The sequence below is a fragment of the Myxococcales bacterium genome, assembly GCA_016703425.1.
GTDB lineage: Bacteria > Myxococcota_A > Polyangia > Polyangiales > Polyangiaceae > JADJCA01.
The window spans coordinates 300,701-323,366 of the sequence record JADJCA010000002.1 but is presented as its reverse complement, the minus strand read 5'-3'; the positions used below and the strand labels follow the sequence as shown (position 1 = coordinate 323,366).

17 protein-coding genes are annotated in these 22,666 nt (G+C 67.1%); 4 read left to right on the top strand and 13 right to left on the bottom strand.

Going from position 1 to position 22,666, the window contains the following annotated elements; translation table 11 throughout:
* Positions 1 to 23 precede the first annotated feature (23 nt).
* Positions 24 to 1,763, bottom strand: a complete 1,740-nt coding sequence (locus IPG50_07760) for a hypothetical protein (GenBank protein ID MBK6692084.1) — start codon at positions 1,761 to 1,763, stop codon at positions 24 to 26.
* Positions 1,764 to 1,840: 77 nt separating this feature from the next.
* On the opposite strand from IPG50_07760, the gene IPG50_07755 reads away from it, so the two are divergent.
* The gene (locus IPG50_07755) at positions 1,841 to 2,926 is read left to right on the top strand and encodes a mannose-1-phosphate guanylyltransferase (protein MBK6692083.1); all 1,086 of its coding nucleotides are present in this window, start codon (positions 1,841 to 1,843) and stop codon (positions 2,924 to 2,926) included.
* 69 nt (positions 2,927 to 2,995) lie between these two features.
* The gene (locus IPG50_07750) at positions 2,996 to 4,153 is read left to right on the top strand and encodes a hypothetical protein (protein ID MBK6692082.1); all 1,158 of its coding nucleotides are present in this window, start codon (positions 2,996 to 2,998) and stop codon (positions 4,151 to 4,153) included.
* Positions 4,154 to 4,206: 53 nt separating this feature from the next.
* Here the strand turns inward: IPG50_07750 and atpG are convergent, their stop codons facing one another.
* From atpG to IPG50_07705, 9 genes are all read right to left on the bottom strand, one after another.
* On the bottom strand, positions 4,207 to 5,124 hold the full coding sequence (gene atpG, locus IPG50_07745) for an ATP synthase F1 subunit gamma (protein ID MBK6692081.1): 918 nt from the start codon (positions 5,122 to 5,124) through the stop codon (positions 4,207 to 4,209).
* Between the two features lie 9 nt (positions 5,125 to 5,133).
* A complete protein-coding gene (locus IPG50_07740) occupies positions 5,134 to 6,816 on the bottom strand; it encodes a F0F1 ATP synthase subunit alpha (protein ID MBK6692080.1) in 1,683 nt (560 codons plus the stop codon).
* A gap of 28 nt (positions 6,817 to 6,844) precedes the next feature.
* The gene (gene atpH / locus IPG50_07735; GenBank protein ID MBK6692079.1) at positions 6,845 to 7,432 is read right to left on the bottom strand and encodes an ATP synthase F1 subunit delta; all 588 of its coding nucleotides are present in this window, start codon (positions 7,430 to 7,432) and stop codon (positions 6,845 to 6,847) included.
* Entirely contained in the window at positions 7,429 to 8,178 is a 750-nt protein-coding gene (locus tag IPG50_07730) for an ATP synthase F0 subunit B (protein MBK6692078.1), read from the bottom strand. Before IPG50_07730 ends, atpH begins: the two co-directional genes overlap by 4 nt.
* Positions 8,175 to 8,675 carry an ATP synthase F0 subunit B gene (locus IPG50_07725; GenBank protein ID MBK6692077.1) on the bottom strand — a complete coding sequence of 167 codons (501 nt, stop codon included), beginning with the start codon at positions 8,673 to 8,675 and terminating at the stop codon, positions 8,175 to 8,177. Before IPG50_07725 ends, IPG50_07730 begins: the two co-directional genes overlap by 4 nt.
* Before the next feature lie 236 nt (positions 8,676 to 8,911).
* Positions 8,912 to 9,172, bottom strand: coding sequence for a hypothetical protein (locus tag IPG50_07720; protein ID MBK6692076.1), 261 nt, complete (start codon positions 9,170 to 9,172; stop codon positions 8,912 to 8,914).
* Entirely contained in the window at positions 9,169 to 9,687 is a 519-nt protein-coding gene (locus IPG50_07715) for a peroxiredoxin (GenBank protein ID MBK6692075.1), read from the bottom strand. The genes IPG50_07720 and IPG50_07715 overlap by 4 nt, the downstream gene beginning before the upstream one ends.
* Positions 9,688 to 9,713: 26 nt before the next feature.
* Positions 9,714 to 14,213 (bottom strand): sigma 54-interacting transcriptional regulator, encoded by a 4,500-nt coding sequence (locus IPG50_07710; GenBank protein MBK6692074.1) that lies wholly within the window; start codon positions 14,211 to 14,213, stop codon positions 9,714 to 9,716.
* Between the two features lie 16 nt (positions 14,214 to 14,229).
* Positions 14,230 to 15,303 (bottom strand): hypothetical protein, encoded by a 1,074-nt coding sequence (locus tag IPG50_07705; protein MBK6692073.1) that lies wholly within the window; start codon positions 15,301 to 15,303, stop codon positions 14,230 to 14,232.
* Between the two features lie 92 nt (positions 15,304 to 15,395).
* Between IPG50_07705 and IPG50_07700 the strand changes: the two genes are divergently transcribed.
* Together IPG50_07700 and IPG50_07695 are read left to right on the top strand one after the other, a co-directional pair.
* Positions 15,396 to 16,430 (top strand): alpha/beta fold hydrolase, encoded by a 1,035-nt coding sequence (locus IPG50_07700; GenBank protein ID MBK6692072.1) that lies wholly within the window; start codon positions 15,396 to 15,398, stop codon positions 16,428 to 16,430.
* Between the two features lie 84 nt (positions 16,431 to 16,514).
* Positions 16,515 to 18,497, top strand: a complete 1,983-nt coding sequence (locus tag IPG50_07695) for an OPT/YSL family transporter (GenBank protein MBK6692071.1) — start codon at positions 16,515 to 16,517, stop codon at positions 18,495 to 18,497.
* Between the two features lie 28 nt (positions 18,498 to 18,525).
* Here the strand turns inward: IPG50_07695 and IPG50_07690 are convergent, their stop codons facing one another.
* The 3 genes from IPG50_07690 to IPG50_07680 form a co-directional block, all read right to left on the bottom strand.
* On the bottom strand, positions 18,526 to 18,795 hold the full coding sequence (locus IPG50_07690) for a hypothetical protein (GenBank protein ID MBK6692070.1): 270 nt from the start codon (positions 18,793 to 18,795) through the stop codon (positions 18,526 to 18,528).
* Positions 18,796 to 18,873: 78 nt separating this feature from the next.
* Positions 18,874 to 20,196 (bottom strand): hypothetical protein, encoded by a 1,323-nt coding sequence (locus IPG50_07685; GenBank protein MBK6692069.1) that lies wholly within the window; start codon positions 20,194 to 20,196, stop codon positions 18,874 to 18,876.
* Positions 20,197 to 20,354: 158 nt separating this feature from the next.
* Positions 20,355 to 22,421: a serine protein kinase gene (locus IPG50_07680; GenBank protein ID MBK6692068.1), complete on the bottom strand. Its 2,067-nt coding sequence runs from the start codon at positions 22,419 to 22,421 to the stop codon at positions 20,355 to 20,357.
* Between the last annotated feature and the right edge of the window lie 245 nt (positions 22,422 to 22,666).

Below are 22,666 nucleotides of genomic sequence, written 5' to 3'. Positions count from 1 at the left end.
CGTCTGCGTCCCGCGCCGTCCGGCTACGCGAAGGGGTCGAGCCGCGGCTGCTGACCGGGGTCCTTGCGCATGCGCCACGCGACAACGGCGGCGCGCGCGACGCCAATGCCAAGGAGCGCGGTGAGGAGCAAGGGGATGACGCTGCCGTCGGGCGGAGCGAGGCGCAGCTCCAAGGGTTCGAGCCAGGTCGCTGCGGCCGCGCCCAAGAGCGACCCCGTCGCGACGACGAACCTCGTACGGCGAGAGACCTCCGGAAGCGCGGTGCGGATGAAGAGGAGCGCCCCGGTGAGCGCGCCCGCCTTTGCGAGGAACACGGCGGCTCCGATGAGCTCGCGACCGGCTGCGGCTTCGAAGGGAGATTCGGTCCCCCCAAGCATGGTGACCACGAGCAGGCTCGCCATGACGGCGGTCGTTGCGTCGGAGACCATGTGGCGAACGCGTGCGGAACGGCCGTAGCCGGCGGCCGTGTCGTCGGCGAGGGCCAGCGAGAGGACGCCCGCGGCGAACATGAAGAAGGCTGAGACGCTGCTCGTTGCGGCGAAGGTCCACGGCACACCGCCCTGAACATGGCTCGCCTCGGAGAGGCGCGTCGCCCCTGTCGAAACGGCCTTCGCCAAGATGACCGTGGTCGCAGGAAGGAGCGTGAGCGTCGTCAGGAGGACGCGGCTCAGCGCTGCGCGAACGCCGCCGTCACCGAGGAGTCCGTGCACCATGACGGACGCGGCGAGCGTGCTTACGGCGGCGATCCAGAGCTCCGGCTCCGTGCCCCAGAGCGCGCGCAACAGGATGGGGACGGCGACGGTGAGCGGCACGGCGAGAATCGCCGCGAGGCGATGATGTGGGCGCGTCGCGAGGCGGCGCGCGCGCCAGCGGCGCACGACGAACAGAAGGAGAGGCGACGGCGAGGCGACGAGCCAAAGGCCCGACGCCGCCGCGAGGCAAACCATCATCAAGACGGCGCCAGGCGATACCTGCGCCCGAAAGCCGTGCAACGCGACGTCGAGGAAGATCTCGTTGGCTTCGGTGCTCCTCCGAACACCGAGCCTCGCCCTTTGGGCTCCGCGCGGCGGAGCCAGGTCGGCTGGGCCCTTGACGACGAGCCCATCGAAGCTCGACAAGACGTCGCCAACGCTCAGCCCTGCAAGAGCGGCGGCTGAGCCATCTCCTACTTCGGCAACGGTCAACCCTCGTTGGGCACCCTGGGGCGCGGCCACGGAGACCCCGATGGCGCGAAGCACCGCGGCGCCATCGGCCCGCGCCCGTTCGACGCGGGCGGGCTCGCCTGGCGGAGGCCGGAGATCCAACACGACGTTGGCGAGCGACGCGGCGGCCGGGGGCGCGCCTTGGGTCTTGGCCGCGAAGGCCACCGTCACGTCGCCACGGAAGGTCGTGTGAGCCGCCCTTCCCTCGGGCCCGCAGAAGAGCGCCTCGAGGTGTCGATCGTAGTGAACCTCGATCATGCCCTCCGCGGTCACCACACCCGGGGCACGAACCGAGAAGCCCTTCTGGGGCGCCATGCCGGCGCGATGAAGGGTCCCCTCGAACGTGACCTGTGCGGTCTTTCCCTGAGGGAAGCCGACCCCCCGCAACTCGATGCGCTCGCCGACCTCGACCTCGCCAGGCGAGACCTCGCGCAACGTCAAGAGCGACAGTGGCGCGAGGGGCTCGCAGGCGGGAAATACCGCCGCGGCGAGCACGAGAGCAAGGAGTCGCAAGAGGAGCGGCAAGCGCGCTGATGAAGAGACGGTGACGCCCGATCTCATGAGGAGTGATCGGTATAGCCCCGTGCCGCGAACGAGGCGAAATTCTGGCGAAGCGTGCGTGGTACCTTCAGGGACCGATGTCCAAAGTCTACGCCGTCATCATGGCTGGCGGGGCCGGCACCCGCTTCTGGCCCGCCTCTCGCGTTCACAGGCCCAAGCAACTGCTTCCCCTCGGCTCCGACCCCAACGAACCGCTCTTGGCGGCCACGGTCCGGCGCCTGTCGCCGCTGATCGAGCCGAGCCACGTCTTCATCGCGACGGGCGCGCACCTCCTTGATGCCACAGCCGACGCCGTTCCTTTGGTGCCGCGGCAGCAACTTCTCGCCGAGCCGGTGCCGCGTAACACCGCGCCCTGCATCGGCTGGGCCACGGCCGTTATCGCGCGCTCTGACCCCGACGCGCTCATCGCCGTCCTGCCGAGCGACCAAACGATCACCGACGAAGGTGCGTTTCGCGCGACCGTCGAACGCGCCCTCGCCGGGGCTCGCGCCGGCTACTTGACCACCATCGGCATCGTCCCCACGCGACCGGAAACCGGCTACGGCTACATTGAAGCGTCGACGGACCGTGTCGCCGATGACGTCGTCGTCGCCAAGCGATTCGTCGAGAAGCCGGACCGCGCCCGCGCCGAGCAGTACCTCGCGAGCGGGCAATTCTTGTGGAACGCGGGGATGTTCTTCTTCCGCGCGAAGGACATGTTGTCGGTCATCGCGGAAAACCTCCCGCCCCTCGCCGACGGGTTGCGCAAACTCGACGCGGCGGCCCTTCGAGGCGCCGAAGCGGAAGAGCTGGCGCGGCTATTTCCCGGATTTCCCGCCGTCTCCATCGACCACGGCGTCATGGAGCGGGCGCCTCGCGTCGCCGTCGTTCGCGGCGACTTCGGCTGGAACGACGTGGGCAGCTGGGAGAGTGCGTGGGAGCTGTCGCGTCGCGACGAGCACGGCAACGCCGCGCCCGAGGGCGCCATCCTGGTGGACGCGAAGGGGAACCTCATCCGCACCATGTCGTCGCACCACGGAAAGGTCATCGCCTTGGTTGGCGTAAACGATCTGGTGGTGGTCGACACCGATGACGCGCTGCTCGTGATGCCGCGCGAACGCGCGCAAGATGTCCGTGCCGTCGTCGATGCGCTGAAAGGGCGCGGCGACACGGCAAAAATCTAGCGCCACAGAAGCTCATCACCCGACCGCGAAGTGGGAGCCACGCGGCCAGATCGGCTATCCTCAGGCTTCATGTCGAGCGAGAGCACCATTCCCGTCGACGCGCCTGGCGAACACGAAGACGTGGCCGACCTGCTCTCCATCGCGCGCGTCACATGGAATCGCGGTGATCACGACGCCGCTGTGAGCTTCGTGCAGCGGGCCGCCCAAACCGCCATTGAGCTTGAGCTCGAGCGCCGCGGCCTCGAGCTCGCGAGCGTCGCGGCGGAGCTAAAGGCCCGCGTTCAGGAGCAACGGAGCGTCGCCCCCGCGCTCGTGCCCGCGCCTCCTCCCGCGTCACCCCCGGCCGCCACGATGACGCCGCCTTTGGTTCTCTCCGTTTCGCCGCCGGTAGCGGCAGCGGAAGCGAAGAAGAACTCTGTCATTCCGCCTCCCGCGGAGACGAACCCAGGCTTGGGCCTCCTCGTGCCCGCCGACGAAGTGGACGTCGACAGCCCGCGGCACGATACGGCCGCCGCGGCGCCGCCTCCGACAGCGGTAACAGCGGTAGTGTCGGCGGTCCCGGCGGCTCCAACACCGGCGAATTCGCTGGCCGCGCCGAAGCCCTCGCCGAAGCCGCCGCAGGTGACGCCCAGCCTGCCGCCGCGTCCTTCACCCGGCGCGTCCATGTCGCCGCGTCCGCCGCCCGTCGCCGTGACTGCCGCCGCGCCGGCCGCTGCGCCGGCCGCCGCCACCGGGGTCGCCACGCGCGTCAGCGCCACGCCTCCGCCGCTCCCTGCGCGCGCGTTGTCAAAGCCGCCGGCAGCGCACGCACCCGCGGCCTCCTCCAATGGGGCTAGTCACGCGGCGCACAAAGCTTCGGTCGCGCCCAGCGTGCGCCCGCCGGCAGTGGCTGCTGGCGCCTCTCGCGCGCCGCTGCCGCTCCGCATTCGACACGACGAACCCAAGGAGCCCGAGCTTCCGGCGCCTGTCGTCCCGGTGCCTTCCGTCGATCCGTCAGCGGTGCGCCGAAGCAACCCGTGGCTGGACGAATCGATCGCGGCACCCGAGCAGGGCGGCGCTGCGCCGGTCGTCCTTGGCGTGCGCGCGCGCGTTCACTTCCGGACCGACGGGAGCCTCGAGCTAGGGCCCGACGGGGAAAAGGCGACGGGCCTCGCTGTCGTGATCCTGCCGCAGCGTGCGGAAGACATGGGCACGTTGCTGAAGCGGCTGGGCGCGCCAAAAAGGTAACGGCGGCTTCCGCGAGGAGAGCCGCCGTTTCGCTTTGAAGTTCGTCGTGCGCCTCAGTCCTTGAGGGCTTCGGCGCCGCCGATGATCTCCATGAGCTCCTTCGTGATCGCCGCTTGGCGTGCGCGGTTGTAGACGAGCGTGAGGCGACCGATCATGTCGCTCGCGTTTCGCGTCGCCGCGTCCATCGCCGTCATGCGCGCGCCGAACTCGCTCGCCTGGCTCTCGAGGAGCGCCCGGTATACGGAGATCTCGACGTACATCGGCACGAGGCGCTCAAGGACCGCCTTGCCGTTGGGCTCGAAGAGGAAATCGGCCGGCTGCGCGTCGCCCTCTGCCTGCGCATCGGTCGGCACCGGCAGCAAGCGCTCGAAGGTGAGCTTCTGCGTGATGGCGCTCTTGAACTCGTTGTAGACGATGTAGACGGCGTCGAACTCGTTCTTCTCGTATTGATCGACGAGCCAGCTCGATACGGTACGAGCCTTCTCGAGGTCCACGCCTTCGTAGATGCGAAGGAAGTTCTGCGCGATGTTGGCGTCGCGGCGGGTGAGGTACTCGCGGCCCTTTCGACCGATGGTCGCGAAGGAGACCTCGAGGCCCTTCTCACGTCGCTCCGACCACTCGCGAGCCACGGCCTTCATGATGTTCGTGTTGAAGGCGCCGCAGAGGCCGCGGTCGCTCGTGAGCACGAGAAAGAGGACCTTGTTCTCCGTCCGCGGCGTGAGCAGCGGATGAAGCAAGTCCTCTTCGTGGCCGGGCCCCTCGCGCTCCGCCTCGGCCTTCGCGTCGGCGCGCAACGTCGAGGCCACATGGCCAAGGACTTCCTGCGTCTTCACGGCGTAGGGTCGAAGCGCCGTGATCCGCTGTTGGGCGCGGTTCAATCGCGCACCGGCGACCATCTTCATGGCGCCAGTGATCTTCTTCGTCGACTTGACGCTCGTGATCCGCTTGCGGATGGTCTTCAGAGAAGGCATGGCGTTTCCTCAGTTCTTGCCTTCGCCGAACGCCTTGCCGAACGATTCGAGGGCCTTCTTGAGCGACTCCTCCGAGTCCTTGTCCAGCTGCTTCTTCTTGCGAAGCGTCTCGAAGATCTCCGAGTGCTTGCTCTCGATGAAGGCGTAGAGGTCCCGCTCGTAGGCGGCGAGCTTCGCGACGGGGAGCGTATCGAGGTAACCCTTGGTGCCCGCGTAGATGATGACGATCTGCTTCTCGACGGCGAGCGGCACGTATTGGCCCTGCTTCAAGATCTCGACGAGCCGCTGGCCTCGCTCGAGCATGTCGCGGGTCACCTTGTCGAGGTCGCTCGCGAACTGCGAGAAGGCGGCCTTCTCGCGGTATTGCGCGAGGTCGAGCTTGAGCGTGCCGGCCACGGCCTTCATGCCCTTGATCTGCGCGCTGCCGCCGACGCGACTGACGGAGATGCCGACGTTGATGGCGGGGCGAACGCCCGAGTAGAAGAGGTCGCTCTCCAAGAAGATCTGACCGTCGGTGATGGAGATGACGTTCGTGGGGATGTAGGCCGAGACGTCTCCGCCTTGCGTCTCGATGATCGGCAACGCCGTGAGCGAGCCGCCCGAGTGCGGATCCTTCACGAGCTCGTACTCGCCGTCGCCCTTCTTGTTCCACTCTTCGAGAGCGGCCTTCGACGACTCGTGTCCTTGCTCACCGACGTGAGCCTTGCCATCGACACCCTTGAAGGTCTTGCTGCCGGCGGGGACCTGCGTCCCCTTCTTCACGAGGTACAAGATGTCGGCCATCTTTGCGGCTCGCTCGAGGAGGCGCGAGTGGATGTAGAAGACGTCGCCCGGGTACGCTTCTCGGCCCGGCGGACGACGCAGGAGCAGCGAGAGCTGGCGGTACGCGACGGCTTGCTTCGAGAGGTCATCGTAGATGACCAGCGCGTGGCGGCCCGTGTCGCGGAAATACTCGGCCATGGTGACGCCGCAATACGGCGCGATGAACTGCATCGGCGCGGACTCGCTGGCGCCGGCGACGATGATCGTCGTGTACTCCATGGCGCCGTGCTGCGCGAGCTTGTCGACGACGGCAGCGACCGTCGACTGCTTCTGGCCGACGGCGACGTAGAAGCAGTGAACGCCCTGGCCCTTCTGATTGATGATCGCGTCGAGCGCGACGGCGGTCTTGCCCGTCTGGCGGTCGCCGATGATGAGCTCGCGCTGCCCACGGCCGATGGGAACCATCGCGTCGATGGCCTTGATGCCCGTCTGCAGCGGCTCCTTGACCGGCTGGCGCGCCAAGATACCGGGGGCCTTGATCTCGACGCGGCGTCGGTGCGGCGACTCGATGGGGCCCTTGCCGTCGATCGGCTGGCCGAGGGCGTTGACGACGCGGCCGACGAGAGCTTCGCCGACGGGGACGTCCATGATGCGGCCCGTTCGCTTGACGCTCATGCCCTCTTTGATGTGCGTCGACTCGCCGAAGAGCGCGGAACCGACGTTGTCGCTCTCGAGGTTGAGCACGATGCCCATGAGGTTGCCGGGGAACTCGAGGAGCTCGCCGCTCATGGCGCCTTCGAGGCCGTAGACGCGCGCGATACCGTCACCGACGGCGAGAACGGTGCCCGTCTCGGTCGTGAGAGCGGCCTTCTCGTAGTTTTTGATCTGACTCTTGATGATCTGAGAGATCTCTTCGGCGCGGAGCTGCATTCTCGTTTCCTTGTTGGCGGAGGACCGGTCAGGCGGAGGCGGTGTTGGTCCCGGCACCGTTGGTGCGCGAGACTTCGGCCGCCAGGAGCGTGTTTCGCAATTCTTGAAGGTTCGAGCGGATCGAGCCGTCGATGACGCGGTCACCGATGCGGGTCGACACGCCGCCCACGAGCGTCGGGTCGACGCGGCGGTCGAGGACGATCTTCTGCCCCGTCATGCGCTCGAGCTGAACGCGGAGGCGGTCATAGAAGCCTTCGCTAAGGCGAACAGCAGTGGTCACCTCGGCGTGAACGACGCCGCGCTTCGCGTCGGCCATCTCCTCGAGGAGCTGGGCGATGCGCGGCAGCGCAGGCATGCGGCGCCGGTCGCACAGCATGCGGAGCAGGTTGAGGGTCACCGCCGACGCGCCGACCTTGTTTCCCACTTCGTTCAGGATGCCGTGTTTCGCGTCGATGGCCACGAGCGGGTTCTCGAAGGCTTGGCGCATCTCTTCGGAGCCGGCGTAGGCCTTGGCGACGTCGCCGAGTTCGCGAACCATCGCGTCGAGTGTTCCTGCCTCGGTGCCGAGCTCAAGGACGGCTCGGGCGTAGCGACGTGCAACGTTGGAGTCGATCACGGTTCACCTCGCTTTTGCATGGGCGCAGCGGCGGCCGTTGCAGCGCCGCGCGCCGGCGTGGCACCTTGAGCGGCGAGCTGCGCGATGAACTCCTCGGCGAGGCGCTCTTGGTCGTCGATGGTCAGCTTCGAGCGGAGGAGCTCCTCGGCGCGGTGCACGGCCGCCTCGACGCACTCCTCGTAGAGGGCGCGCTTGGCCTGCTTCATTTCGGCGTCGACGAGCTGCTCGGCGTCGCGCTCCATGCGCGCCGCCTTCTCGTCAGCCTCGCGAAGGACCCGCGCTTTGTCGGCCTCGCCCGTGGTGCGAATGGCCTCGCGCGCCTCCGCCGCCTCTTCGTCGAGGCGATCGAGCTGCGCCTGGTATTTCTTCGCGCGCCCCTCCGCCTCGCTCTTGATGCGGGCCGCCTCCTCGATCTGCTTGGCGACCTGTTCGCGTCGCTTCTTCAGGCCTTCGGCCACCGGCGTCTTGCCGAAGCGATAGTAGAGGTACGCCAAGAGAGCGAAGTTGACGACGAGCGCGAGGTACGGTGGCTGCTTCTTGTTCGAGATGTCGAACCAGTTGATGGGGGCCAGCTCGTGGTGGCCGCCGCCGTGCGCGTCTCCGCCCTTGGCGTGTCCGCCTCCATGCCCTCCCGGCGCCGCCGCGCCATGGGCCGGGGCCACGTCGACCTCAGGGCCGGCCCAGGCGGCTGCAGTCCCAAGCGAAAGCGCCGCCGCCAGGGAGACGCTCCAAGCGATGCGCTTCATTCGTGCACCTCACGACCGAGGGCGCGGCTCGCCAGGAGGCGGCCCAGCTCACGCGCTTCGGCCTCGAGGCCCTGACGCGCCTTCTTCACTTCTTCGGCGGTGGTCTTGCGGCCCGCGTCAAGCTTCGCCGCGGACTTCTCCCGGACCTTGCTCAAAAGCTCGGACTCCGCCTTCAGCGCCTCACCGCGAACCTTGTCCCGCTCTGCGTTGGCCGAGGAGCGAACCTTGGCCATTTCGCTCTCGAACTTCGAGAGCGCTCCCGCCGATTCTTCGTCCATCTTCCGGGCGTCGAGCTTGGCGCCCTCGATGCGTCGCTCGCGCTCCTCGAAGAGCTTGAGCATCGGATCGATCAGCATGGGCTTCACGATCACGAGAAGCAGCAAGAACAAGCCGATCTGAATGAAGACCGAGAGGTCGAAGTCGACGTCTACGGCACCGCCCAGGAGCGTGGCGATCTCCGCCACGCCAGAAGCCAAACCTTCGCTTACCAATGCCATGCAGCCTCAAAGCCCGCGCGTGAGAAGTCGGGTTGCTCTCGCTTGCAGTCGGTCCACCCGACGGGCGCCGATGTTCAGTCACCGAAGTGCGCGAAACAACGGAACAAGCCGGGGAGACCCCTCCCAATCCTGGCGGTGCCAGTACCACTGCGCATGTCGCCTGTCCATGGCCTTAGGGCTCAGCCCCTCGGCATGCCAGGGCTCGACCTCGCGGGGCTCCTCGCGTCGGCCTTTTCCTACTTCTCCTTCGAGACGTTTCGGTAGGGCTCCTGGGCCTTGCTACGCGAGGCGAGGAGCACCGGCCGGCCGCCCTCCAGCCCCGGCCGAATGCTCGCGAAGCCTTCCGCTGCCGCGAAGCCTAAGAGGTCGCCCTTGTTCGCTTCCATATGGGCGCTGAAGCGGGCCCATAGCTCTCGCGCCTCGTCTGGCGGAAGCAACGTCCCGTCGACGCGGGCGGCAAGGGCGTCGGGCGACCCGCCGGGCGGCGTCGCCTTCACGACGAGAGGTCTCCCAGGACATCCTTCGCGTGGGTGGTCACATCAACGGAGCGATAGACCTTCTTGATGCGGCCTTCCTTGTCGATGACGATCGTTTGCCGCGACGCGAAGCCGGCCCGGAAGGGCACCTTGAATTGTGCCGCCAACTTGCCGTCGGGATCGCTGATGAGCCGAAACGGCAGCTTGTGGTGCGCCGCAAATGCCTTGTGGGACTCGTCGGAGTCGCCCGAGACGCCCACGAGAACGACGCCAGTCTTTTCGAGATCGGCCCACGCGTCCCTTAGGGCGCACGCCTGCTTGGTGCAGCCGGGAGTCTCGTCTTTCGGGTAAAAATAGAGGACCACGGGCTTGCCCTTGAGCGCCGCCAGGTGAAGCTCCGTGCCGTCGTGGGCCTTCGCCGTGAAGTCCGGAGCCGCCCCGCCCGGCGTGAGGTCGCCCTCGGCGGCGACCGCGTTCGGCGTGCCCTTCGAGTCGCGCGAACAGCCGGCTGCGGCGGCCAAGAGCGAGAGCCCCATCAGAACGAGGGGCGCGCGAGAGGTCTTCATACGATGCCGTACTCCTTGAGTCGTCTGTAGAACGTGCGGCGCGGCAGGCCAAGCATGCGAGCGGCTTGGACACGGTTCCAGTCGCAGGCCTGGAGCGCCGCCAAGATGCGACCTTTCTCCGAGCTCTTCCAGTCCTCCTTGCTCGCGATCGGCGTCGACGACGGAGCCGCCGGACGAAGGCTCCGCGAGACGCTCGGAAGCTCGAAGTCCTGGGGTTCGATCTCGTTGGTCTCTGACATGAGCCACGCGTTTAGGAGCACGTGCTCGAGTTGCCGGACGTTGCCGGGCCACTCGTAGCTCATGAGTCGACGTAGCGCTTCGCGACCGACTTGCTTCTTGTCGCGCCGGTAGCGCGTGGAGAAGATGGCCAAGAAGTGATCGATGAGCGACGGAATGTCCTCGAGGCGGTCGCGTAGCGGTGGAATCAAGAGCTCCACGACGTGGAGCCGGTAAAAGAGGTCCTCTCGGAAGGTCCCCTCTTCGACCATCTTGGAGAGGTCGCGGTTCGTGGCGGCCAAGACGCGGACGTCGACGGGCTCCTCCTCGGCGCCTCCCACGGGCCGAACGCAGCGCTCCTGGAGAACGCGCAGGAGTCCCGCTTGCATCTTGAGGGGCAGCTCGCCGATCTCGTCGAGCAAGAGTGTGCCCCCATGCGCCTCGCGGAACAGACCCTTGCGGTCGCGGTCGGCACCGGTGAAGGCGCCGCGCACCTGGCCAAAGAGCTCGCTCTCGAGGAGGTTCTCGGGAATCGCGCCGCAGTTGACTCCGAAGAATCCGGCCTTCGCCCGCGGCCCCGTCGCGTGGATGGCTTTCGCGATGACCTCCTTGCCGGTGCCGCTCTCGCCGGTGATGAGCACTGGCACCTCGGCGTCGCGAACCCGCTCCATGAGCGCGTACACCTTCCTCATGGCCCCGCTCGTGCCCACGAGCCCCGCGTAGCCGAAGTGCCGTCCGATCTGAGCGCGGACCTCGCGAAGATCTCGCCTCGCTTCAGCGAGTTGCTCGGTGCGGCGACCGAGGACCGCGGCCAGCTTCTCTTTGGCCGCCAAGAGCTCCTCGTTGATGCCGGCTAGCTCCTCGGCGCGACTGCGGTTCTCGTCGAGGAGGCGCGCGTTCTCGATGGCGATGGCGGCTTGATCGGCGAAGGCCAAGAGCGTCGGAAGCTCCGCCTGGAAGCGAAGGCCCGGCCGCTGCCTCGTCTCCAAATACAGCGCCCCGATGGTCCGCTCAGCGATCGTCGTCGACTGCCCCGTCTCGCCCTCGTCGCTGCGTCGGAAGCCCCGAATGGGCACGCAGGCGATCGACTGAATGTGGAGGCGATGGACGCTGACGGCCTCGGCGAGCCTCGCGTCTTCACCAGCGCGCGTGATCACCACCGGCTCTCCGCTCTTGACCACCTGCGCCGCGACAGAACGTGAGAAGTCTCCGTGCGGATCGGTGGTGAGGTCACCGCTTCGATCGCGAGCGCTGCGCGTTTCGAGGTCACCGCGCTCGTTCGCCAACACGACGAAGCCGCGCTCGGCGCCGACGATCGCGATGGCGTGTTCGGTGACGCGCGACAAAAGCCGTCGCACGTCGAGCTCGCCGGCGAGCTCCCGGTTGACCTCGAGAATTCGCGCCAGCCGATCTTCTGCGAGCACGCCGCCGGCAAAGAGGCTCGTCGCTGACTCGTCGCGCATGACGCGGTGCGACCGGCTGTTGCCCGGCGACTCGATGGTGGTCAGGCTCCGTGGCAACTGCGTCGCCACGATGGCCTCGCGTAGCGCGCGTCTTCGAGGGTCGTTCCAGAAGACTTCCCGCAGATCGCGCGGGAGCTTCGCGGCGGTCTCTTCAAGGATCGCGAGCGCTCCGTCGACGTCGCGCTTGGACGTTGCGAAGCTGCCGAGCGCTGCGGCGTGACGGGCGCGCGCGTCGAGGGCGAGCCACTCCCACTCGCGGCGGCCGCTCCGACGAGACTCGAGCTCGGCGCGGTCGAAGGCAGCGCGCGCGCGGGCGTCGTCCTGCCTTTGCACCGCCAAGACACCGCGGACGATCTGCGCGAGCGCTTCGTGTTCACCGAAGCCGCGCGGCTCGAGGGAGCGCTCCAGCTCATCGAGCTCGGCCGTCAGCGCTCCCAGCGCCGCTCCGCCCCGCGCGCGCAAGAGCAAGCGCTCGAGCTTGGCTTCCGCGGCGTCGTGGGGCCGCCCCTGCTCGGTCCAGGCTTTCGCGGAGCGATCGTAGAGCGCGGCGGCGCCGTCGGCGTCGCCGGAGCGCGCCGCGAGCTCCGCTTCGAGACCCAGAAGCGTCGCCTGGCTTACCGGTGGCAAGCTCGCTCGCTCGCTCGCAAGCGACGCGATGGACCCGCGCGCGCGGGCATACCTTCCGAGGTAGAGATCGAGGTTCGCGAGGCTGAGCAGCGCGCCACGGAGCGCGAGCGTTGCTCCGGCGCGGCGGGCCATATCCACCGACGCCTCGAGGTGCGAGAGGGCGCTCGCCAAGTCCCCCTCGCCGCGCGCAAGCGCCGCGAGGTTCAGCCGCGTGAGCGCGATGGTGGCCGCGTCACGCGCAGCCTCCGCGGCCTTGAGCGACCTCTCGTAGGCGGCACGCGCTTCGGCGTTGTTGCCGGCCCGCTGGTGCAGAATCGCCAAGTTGCCGTGCGCCAAGGCTGCCAGGCGGCGCTCGTCACGGGGCTCCGCGAGCGCGCACGCACGCTGGAGCAGTGCCGCCCCCTCGTCGTCCTTGCCCGAATACGCCAGCGCGATGCCTTGGATGCACAACGCTTCGATGGCCAGTGCGTCGTCGCCGCTCGACTCGACGACACGACGCGCAAGCTCCGCCGCCTCCGCGTTTTCACCGAGCCGGAGGTGCGCGCGGGCCTGCGCAACACGGAAGCTGCGAGCCTGTTCGGTGCCCTCGACCTCATCGGCGACGCCGCCTAGATGGGCCATCGCTCCGCGAGCATCGCCTCGCCCCAGCGCCAGGCGCGCCTCGGCCACGGCTCGCCTGGCGCGCAGCGAAGCGCCGCGCACATCGGCCAAGAGGCGATCGGCCTCGTCGAGGTGCCCCACGTCGAGGGCACGCTCCGCTTGCGTCATCGCCTCCTCGGCGCTGGCGGGCGGCGCCAGCGATCCACCGGAGCCGGTGAGGAGCGCGTCGACGTCTTCGATGGAGACGACGGGCCGATTCGCCATCGCACGCAGCATCGCGCGGAGGCGTCCTGGGCGCCCGCCGGCTCGCCGGATGAGGTGATTCTGCACGGCCACGGCCAGCGATGGCGCGACGCGCTGAACGAGATCCTTGGCGACGTCGCTGCCGAGGCCCGAAACGTGAAAGAGCACGGGCGCACGCTCCGTCAGGCGCTTCGCGAACGCATCGTCGCCGGCGGCGACGACGCGCGCGCCATCGGTGACCGCGGCGCGCAGTCGTTCGACAACGGGCTCCGTAAGGACAAGGGGGTCGTCGACGAGGACGATGCCGCCAGCCATGCGGGGGAAGGCGCCCAACTCGAGCTCGACCAGGTCGAGCGAGAGCGCACCATGGGTCGGGGCTTCGAGGGGAGCCACCGACAACCCTTCGACGCCAAGGGTCCACGCCAAGCGCCGCAAGAGCGTCGTGCGGCCCGACCCCGTTGGCCCGTCGAGCAAGAGCACGTCGCCGTCTTGCAGCGACTCGACGACGTTGCGCAGGCGCGCCGCCTCGCCCTCCGCGCCCACGACGGGCCAGACATCGACCTCGTTCGCATCGGTCTTCACGGCCGGCTGCTGTGCGGCGTGGCGCAGGGCGCTCGCGAGCTCATCAACGCTCGGGTAGCGCGCCTGGGGTTCATCGTCCGTGGCTCGTGTGGCGACGGCCACAAGCGCGTCGCGCATCGCCTCGGGAATGCGGTCGCCCCGCGCTCGTAGGAATTGGTCGAGCGTCGCGCCGAGCGCGTAGACCTCGGCGCGGACGGTCAACGGAGCGCCCGCCAGGAGCTCCGGTGCGGCGTAGCGAGGCGTGAGACCGCGAGCGCGCGTCCCACCTTCGCGCCACGGCGCTGCGAGCCCGAGGTCGACGAGCGTCGCGCGGCCGTCGTCATCGACCACGATGTTGGCGGGCTTCAGATCGCCATGCAGCAGGCCCGCGCGATGGAGCGGGGTAAGCTTCTCGGCGGCCTCCGCGATCGCGCCCAGCGACACGGCCGGCGGCGCGTCGGCATCGTCAAAGATGTGGTCGAGGCTGCGGCCCTTCGCCAGCTCACGCGCGAGGTAGCGGCGCTTCGTCCCAGCGAGGGTGCCGAAGGCGACAACCCGCGGCACGCCGAGCCCCTCCAGGCCCGAGAGCGCCGTGGCCTCGCGCACCAGCGCCATGAGTTCATCCTCACCGGCGTCGGCGGAGAGGAGCTTGAGCGCCAGCTCCTGATCGAGAATCCGGTCGCGGACCGACCAGACCTCACCGCCACCACCACGGCCGAGGAGCGCGAGCGGCTCGTAGCGAGCGGGTAGCGCGGCCTCGTGGCCTTTCTGGGGACGCTGAGCCAAGGGGGGCTCGGTTTCGTCAGAAGTGGAACGGCGAGAGCGATTGCCCGGTCACGAGGCGAGGCCCTTGGGTTGACTCGGAGTTCGCCGCCGCGCTTCCGCCCTTGCCCTTGTCGAGCGCTGTCTCAAGGCCGTAGTTCGCGCTGAGGCCGAACCAGAATCCTGTCAGCGAAAACCCGAGGCCGAAGCGCGCTTGCACATCCTTGCGCGGCTTGAAACGGACACCCAATTGCGGAATCGCCAGGTGGATGAACACGTTCGGCACCGAACCGCCGCCGGTCCAGAACTTCTCTTCGTAGTTGCCGACCTTGGCCTCGTTGGCGTTCGAGTGCGCGGGCTTTGAGCAGGTCGCTTGGCCCGTGCGCGCAGGCAGGTCGTTCTGGAACTCGCTGGGGCACTTCGAGTAGCGAACGCCGTCTTCGCGCGAAAGCGGGCCATTCGGGTCCAAGTAGACCCAGTTGTTTTGAAGGTTGCCGAAGAGCACGCCGAGACCGAAGCCGGCGCCGTATTCGAAGTCCCAGTTCTTGTGGACCTTGGTGGACCACAAGAGGTCGGCCGTGAGGTACATGCCCTTCAAGCCGGAGTTCACCACCGACCAGTTGTTGGAGAGATCAGGTTTGCCCTTCTCCTTGAAGAGGATGTCGTCTGTCCCGTACTCGACGTATTGAAGGGCTGGGATGATCGAGAAGCCGTCCTTGCGGATGTCCGCCTCGACGCCGACGGTGTTCGAGTAGAAGGTCGCGCCTTCATCCACGAACATGTTGAGGATGAATTTGGGGACGATGGTGCCGCGGTAGCGTAGCCCCACGAAGTAGTAGGTCTTGCCCGGCTTCTCCGTGACGTCGGTGTCGTCCCACTCTTCTGCCGGCGGCTCGACGTTCTTCGCCTTGTCCTTGTCGCCCTTGTCGGCCCCCTCGGCGTCGGCCTTCGGCTCCTCGGCTTTGTCCGCCGAGGGCGCTTCCGTCACCGGCTCGGGAGCCTTCTCCTCCGTCTTCGGCGCCTTGGGCTTGGGCTTCTTCTGAGCAAGCGCGGCGTTCGACAAGGAAAGGGTGGCCAAGATGGCGGCCCCGCAAAAGAGCGTTCGGTGCGTCATGACTCTCCCGGGCGTGTGCGCGCGCCCACTTGAGCCGCAACGCGACGCGTCGTCAAGCATGCTACACTGTCCGCCGTGGAGCGGAAGCTTTCGTGATCCTCCACGGGCGCGTGGTCGAGCAGACCGTCGACACCGGTCGGCGAGCGGCCTTCGTGAAGGAGCTCCTCGTCACGAGCGGTCGCGCTCCCCTCTCCATCGTCCGCAAGCGCTCGGCCGACCCTCACCGCGCCGGCGGCACCCTCGGACCCGTCCTCTTGGTCCACGGGTTCGCGCAAAACCGATACGCGTGGCACTTGCCGTCACGCAGCTTTGCGAACGCCCTCGCCGTGGCGGGCTTCGATGTCTACAACCTCGATCTGCGAGGGCATGGGCGCTCGAGGCAGCTCTCCAAGGCGCGCGCGACGAGCCTCGACGACTACATCGCGGAGGACCTCCCGCGCGCCGTCGAGGAGGTTCAGCGAGCCTCCGGCGGTGGCCAACGCATCTTCTACGTCGGGCATTCGCTGGGGGGCCTCGTCGGCTACGCCGGCGCGCCGGATCTCACGGGAGCCCTCGCGGGCCTTGTGTCGATCGGCTCGCCCTACCATTTCACGCGCGGCTCCAAGTCGCTCCAGGCGCTCGCGCTCCTTGTGCGCGGTCTTTCGGTGGTGCGGATGCGCCCGCATCGCATGCCGCTCGCCGTGTCGAGCCTCGGTTCGGTGCTGCGGACGTTGCGCCCCGTCGCGGAGACAGCGCTCTATCCGATCGTACGTGGATGGCACCCGGGGGCGCTCGAGCCGGAGGTCTTGGCCGAACACCTCTCGCTGGCCTTCGACCGCGCCATCGTGGGTGAGCTCGTGGAGATGCTCGAGTGGGCCAACGAGCGTCGCTTTGGGGGCCGGGCGACCGATCGGGCAGACCGCTTCGAGGCGCTCGACCTGCCGCTCCTCGTGCTCGCGGGCAAACACGACGATCTCGCTCCGCCGGAGAGCGTCAAGCCGGGCTTCGAGCGGAGTCGCTCCCCGGACAAGACCTACCGCACCGTGGAGGCGGGGCACATCGATCTGCTCGTCGGTCGTGAGGCGTCGCGGGGCGTGTGGAGCATCGTCACGCGTTGGCTCACGGACCGGACGCGAACGGCTGCGTAGGGGCCGCGCTGCGACCAAGCCGCTGACCAAGGCCGACCCGATTTCGGCGTCGTGTCGTCGCGGAATACGCTGTACAGCAGCCCCATGGCGCTCTTTCAACCGGCACCGTCCCCCGAAGACCTCGACCGGAACAAGCCCCTCGAGATTCCTCCGGAAGAGGTCCTCACCTTCGACGAGAAGACCTGGTACGAGCGCGCGTACCGCGGTGACGACGCGCCGCAACTGACGGTGCGCGCCGTGGCCATGGGGACCGGGCTGGGATTCTTGCTCGCGTTCACGAACGTGTACATCGGTCTCAAGACCGGCTGGCACCTGGGCGTAGCCATCACGGCGTGCATCCTCTCGTTCTCCATTTGGAACACGCTTCAGAAGGCCGGCGTCGTCAAAGGCCCGATGTCGATTCTCGAGACCAACTGCATGCAGTCGACGGCGTCGGCGGCCGGTTACGCGACGGGCAACACGTTGGCGACGGCCATTCCCGCGCTCTTGATCCTGTCGGTCACCAAGGACAACCCGACGGGCACGCACTTGCCCGCGTGGGTTCTTGGCGCATGGGTTCTGCTCCTCGCGACGCTCGGCGTCTTCCTCGCGATCCCGATGAAGCGAAACATGATCAACCAGGAGCGGCTCAAGTTTCCCTCCGGCGTCGCCGCGGCGGTGACATTGCAGAGCCTCTACAGCAAGGGCACCGAGGCGCTCGAGAAGGGCAGGGCGCTGCTCATTGCCGGCGTCTTCGGCCTCGCGATCCCGCTCCTCAAGGACCTTGGCCTCGTGAAGATCACGACGGCCGCCGGCAAGGTTGTCCGCGAAGGGCTCATGCCTGAGTTCAGCAAGATCTTCGACTTTCTGCCGGGCCTCACGGTCGGTGGCAAGGCCTACAAGATGAGCGACTTTGGCATCAAGCTCGACCACAGCGGCGTCTTGGTCGCGGCCGGCGCGATCATCGGCCTCAGGGTCACGCTGAGCATGATGCTCGGCGCGTTGATCCTCGCCTTCTGGGTCACACCCATCGCGCTCGCGAGCACGTGGACCAACTCTGCCGGCGCTGTGGTCGCCGCGGCGAGCAAGCCGGCGTCGGCGTGGAAAGAGATCGGCATCTGGCTCGGGGCGCCGCTCCTGGTGTCGTCCGCGCTCGTGTCGTTCGCCTTCCAGTGGCGCACCATCGCACGGGCCTTCAAAGGTCTCGGCGGCGGCGGCGCCACGGACGACGCTGGCGCGCGCGTCGCCGCCGTGGAAGCTCCGATGTCATGGTTTCCCATCGGCACCGGGGTCGCTGGCGCGGGCATCGTCGTGCTCGCGTGGCGCTACTTCGAGATCCCACCGTATTACGGCGTCCTCGCTGTGCTCATGACGTTCGTGCTGGCGCTCGTCGCGTGCCGCGCCACTGGTGAGACCGACATCACACCGAGCGGCGCCATGGGCAAGATCATGCAGCTCACCTACGGCGTGCTCATCCCGCAGAGCACGACGGCGAACCTCATGACGGCAGGGATCACGTCGGGCGCGGCGCTGTCGAGCGCCGACCTCCTGAACGATCTCAAGAGCGGCTACCTCTTGGGCGCGAACCCGCGTCGGCAATTCCTCGCGCAATTTTGCGGCATCTTCACCGGCACGCTCGCGAGCGTCTTGGGCTTCTACATTCTGGTGCCCGAGGCCAGCGCGCTCGTCGGGGAGGGGGGGCGCGATCCGAAGTTCGCCGCGCCCGGCGCGCAGCAGTGGCGCGCCGTCGCCGAGGTGTTCAAGTACGGCATCCAGAACCTCCACCCGATGGCGCGGACGTGCATCGGCATCGGCCTGGCGGTCGGCGTGACGATGGCGCTCATCGAGGCGCTCTTCCCGAAGGTGAAGAAGTGGCTGCCGTCGGCGTCGGGCGTCGGCCTCGGGTTGCTTCTGCCGTTCTACAACCCGCTCGCCATGTTCCTCGGCGCGCTCCTCGCGTGGGCCATCGAGAAGATCAGCAAGCGCGCGTCGGACCGCTACACCATCGCCGTCGCCTCCGGGCTCATCGCCGGCGAGAGCATCATGGGGGTCGTCGTGGCCGCCCTCAACAACTTCGTCCTCAAGTAGGCGCCGCGCGGCGCGAAGTCGGCGCCGATCAGTTGCCCTTGTCGCGACGCATCTTCGACATCTCTTCTTCCAAGCGACGCACCGTTCGACGAAGGTCTTTGACCTCGTCTTCGGTGGCGAGGGCCATCGCCTTGGCGAGCTTCTCGACCTGCTCGTGGGTGAACGTCTGCATCTTGCCGGGCATGCTCATGGCCGCCATGAGGGCCTTCATGACGCGTTCGTCTTGCATGAGCTTGGTGACCCGCGGGTCGCTGATGAGCTTCATGCTTTCGGAGAGGAGCTTCTTCTTGAGACTCATGGGGAGCTTCCAAAGTACCACGGTGTGGCGCCGCGACCGCCTCGGTGTTGCTGACTCCGCGCGGGCGCGGCTTCGAGCCTAAAGCGGCACTTTGACTGGGTCGGGATGCGAGGCGTTGTCGACGCTGCCATCAGGGCTCGGCAACGCGAGCTGCCCGCGGTTGTTGACGCCCCAGCAATAGACGTCGCCGTCCTCCGTGAGGGCGCAGGAGTGTCCGCCGCCGAGCGCGAGCTGGACCACCTTGCCGAGGCCCCCGACGCCGGACGGCGTCGTCACCGGGTCTTTGCCCGAGAAGTCGCCCGCTTGACCTCGAGTGTTCGATCCCCAACAACTGACCCCTCGGTCCGTCATGATCGCGCACGCGTGAGCGCCGCCGGTCGCGACTCGCGTAGGATCGAAGCCGGGCGAAAAAAGGGGGCTCCCGGGTTGGGCCGTCGCACCCGCGGCTGCTCCTCGACCGAGGCGCGAGTTTCCCGTACTTCCCCAGCATGATGTGACGTTTCCCGTGAGGGTCGCGCACGTGAAGGTCACGCTCGCGGAGATATCTTCGACCAGGCCACCTGCGTCGACCGAAGCCTGGTCCAACGGTTCCAGCGTCGCTTCCTCGGCCGACCCTCTCCGTTGGCGTTGGCACCCATGCAGATCAGATTGCCGTCCGTCGCTCGCGCGCAGGTTGTTCCGTGCCCGGCGGAGATCGAGGCCAACCCGCGTCGGTCGGGAGGGCCAGGCGGAGAGCTCGGGATTGCCGCGCTCCCCAAAAAAGTTGAGGCCCCAGCACCGGAGCGCACCCGCTGAGTCCACCATGCAGCCATGCCGTAGCCCGACGTCGATCTGCGTGGCAGCGGCATCCGCCCCGACCGTCACCGCATCCACGGACACTGCTGCATCGGTCTTCGCCCCGAGTTGTCCAAGGTCATTGGCACCCCAACAGCGAACGCTTCCTCCACCGACGAGAGCGCAGCTGAACGCCTTAATTCCGAGTGTGCCGCCCAGCGAGATGCTGGTGGCGCCTGCAATCCCCGACACCAACATCGGCGTCGCGTTCATCTGTGGTGACACATTTCCGCCGTCTTGGGTCCCGCTCCCCAGCTCTCCGTGAATGTTATCGCCCCAACACTTCACCGTCCGGTCGCCGAGAATCGCGCACGTGTGCGCCGGGCCCGCCGCGATGCTCAGCGCGCAGTTCGCCGCCTTGCAGTTCGTCGTCGCCGTATCGGGGCCCGCGTCGACCGGCGGCAGCGCTGTGTCGCCACCGCCGCCGTCATCCGTGACGGCCCCGTCCGGTCCACCCGTGGTCACGTCGCCGCCTGCGTCGTCGCCGCCGGTCGGTGCCGGATCACCGGTGCCCTCGGTGTCGACGCTGCACGCGGCCGCACCGGCCGCTGTTGCCAAACCTGCCAAAGCCAGAAGCCGCAAAGCACTTCGCACGAAAAAGCCTCCCGAAGGAGCGAGACGAATCTCGCCTTCGAGAGGCTATCTCACGCGGTCTGGTCAGTCCCGTTTCCGGGGGAATTCGGTGGGACCAGGCCTCACGAACGGGGACATTGGCCCCGCGTCGTTCAGTCTTTCGCGTCGCCGCGCGCGAAGATCGACGCCACGTAGTTGAGCACGTCCGTGGCGCTCACTTCGTTGTAGCCAAAGTTCTTGATGAGCCTCGACTTGATGATGTCGATCTTCTCTTGCGTGTCCTTGTCGACGACCGCGGAGACGAGCGTCTTCAGCTTGATCGAGTCCTTCTGGTCTTCGAAGAGCTTGAGCTCAAGGGCACGCCGCAAGCGGTCGTTGGTGCCCCACTCGAAGCGCTTGCCCTCGAGGCTCAGCGCCCCGATGTGGTTCATGATCTCGCGCCGGAAGTCGTCCTTGCGGTTCTCCGGGATGTCGATCTTCTCTTCGATGGACCGCATCAAGCGCTCGTCGGGCTCTTCGTCCTGGCCCGTGTAGCGGTTCTTGACCTTCTCCTTGAGGGCGAAGGCCTTGATGTTGTCGATGTAGTTGCCGCACAGCTTGCCGATGGCGTCTTCGTCGGCGCTGATGGCACGCTGGACTTCGTTCTTCACGATGTCCTCGTACTCACGCTTCACCAAGCTGATGATCTCGCCGAAGCGCTTTCGCTGCTCGTCGTTGGTGATGAGCGAGTGGTGGCGAAGCCCCTTCTCGAGCTCGTTTAGGACCATGAAGGGGTTGATGGTCCCCTCGCCCATCTCGTTGACGAGCGCGTTGGAGATCTTGTCCTGCACGTAGCGCGGCGAGATGCCTTCCATGCCCTCGCGCTTGGTCTCCTTACGGAGCTCCTTCACGGTGTCCTGGGTGTACCCCGGGAGCACCTTCCCGTCGTAGAGCTTCATCTTCTGAAGCAGCGACAAGTTGTGCTTCTTCGGATCTTCGAGCCGCGTCATGACGGCCCACATGGCCGCGACTTCCAGCGTGTGAGGCGCCACGTGCCGCCCCTTGATCTTCTGCTGGTTGAAGTCCTTTTCGTAGATCTTGATCTCTTCGGAGATCTTGGTGATGTACGGGATGTCGATCTTGATGGTCCGGTCGCGCAAGGCTTCCATGAACTCGTTGTTCAGGAGCTTCTTGTATTCGGCCTCGTTGGTGTGGCCGATGATGACCTCGTCGATGTCCGTCTGGGCGAACTTCTTCGGCTTGATGCGGTGCTCCTGCGATGCGCCGAGCAGGTCGTAGAGGAACGCCACGTCGAGCTTGAGCATCTCGACGAACTCGACGATGCCGCGGTTGGCGATGTTGAACTCGCCGTCGAAGTTGAACGCTCGCGGATCCGAGTCGGAGCCGTACTCGGCGATCTTCCGGTAGTTGATGTCGCCGGTGAGCTCCGTCGAGTCCTGGTTCTTCTCGTCCTTGGGCTGAAACGTGCCGATGCCGATGCGGTCCTTCTCGGAGAGCACGAGGCGCCGAACGCGCACGTGGTTCTCCATGACCTTGCTCCAGTCACCTTTGTACTTCGCCATGAGGTGCTTGAAGATGAAGCGGCTCGCGGGGTCGAGGTCGCCTTCGACCTTGACCTTGAACTTGTCGTTCGAGAGGGCGAGCTCCTCGATGGCGCGGGCCCGCCATTCCATCGGGATGAGGCGAATCGGCTCTTCGTGCATCGGGCTCGGGAAGCGATCCGAGTTCTCGGAGCCGGTGAGGCCCGTGCCCGCGAGGTTGATCCAGTCGAAGGTGTAAAGTGCACCTTCCTGCGTGCGCGAATATTGCTCCGCGCCTTGCTTCAAGAGCCTTGCGATGGTGCTCTTCGACGAGCCAACGGGCCCGTGGAGCAAGATCACGCGCTTCTCGGGGCCGTATCCTTCCGACGCCGCACGGAGCACGTGCACGAGGCGCATCAGCGGGATGTCGAGGCCGAAGATGGCGTTGTTGCCCCGCGCCTGCTCGTCCTTGAAGAAGTTGTATCGAACAAGCTTCTTCTTGTTGTCGATGTATTCCTCGGTGCCGTAGCTGATGATCATGTCGTAGACGCGCTGGAACGCGTTTCGCGTGACCTGCGGCTTGTCGCGGACGATGGCGAGGTAGTCCTCGAAGGAACCCTCCCAGTTGAGCTCTTGGTAGAGCTTGAGGTCCTGCATCGCAGCGACCTTCTGAATCATCGAAGCCCGTGCTTCCGCCATCGTCCGTGTCCTTTCCGATTGGCCCGTTTGCGCGAGCCGCGTGGCCCGGGCGCGAACGAGGGACCGCCAGGATACCAGGGGGCGCCGAAGGCCACGTCTCTTTCGGGGGCCGCCTTTTGGCGTCGGCCCTCTCGGTCACTCCGCCAACAAGGCACGGGGAATAAACCTGCGTGACGAATTGTCGGATACGGCTGCGCTGGTACGCCTTGACCGAGAATCTTGCAGTCGCGGCTAGCGGATCGGCG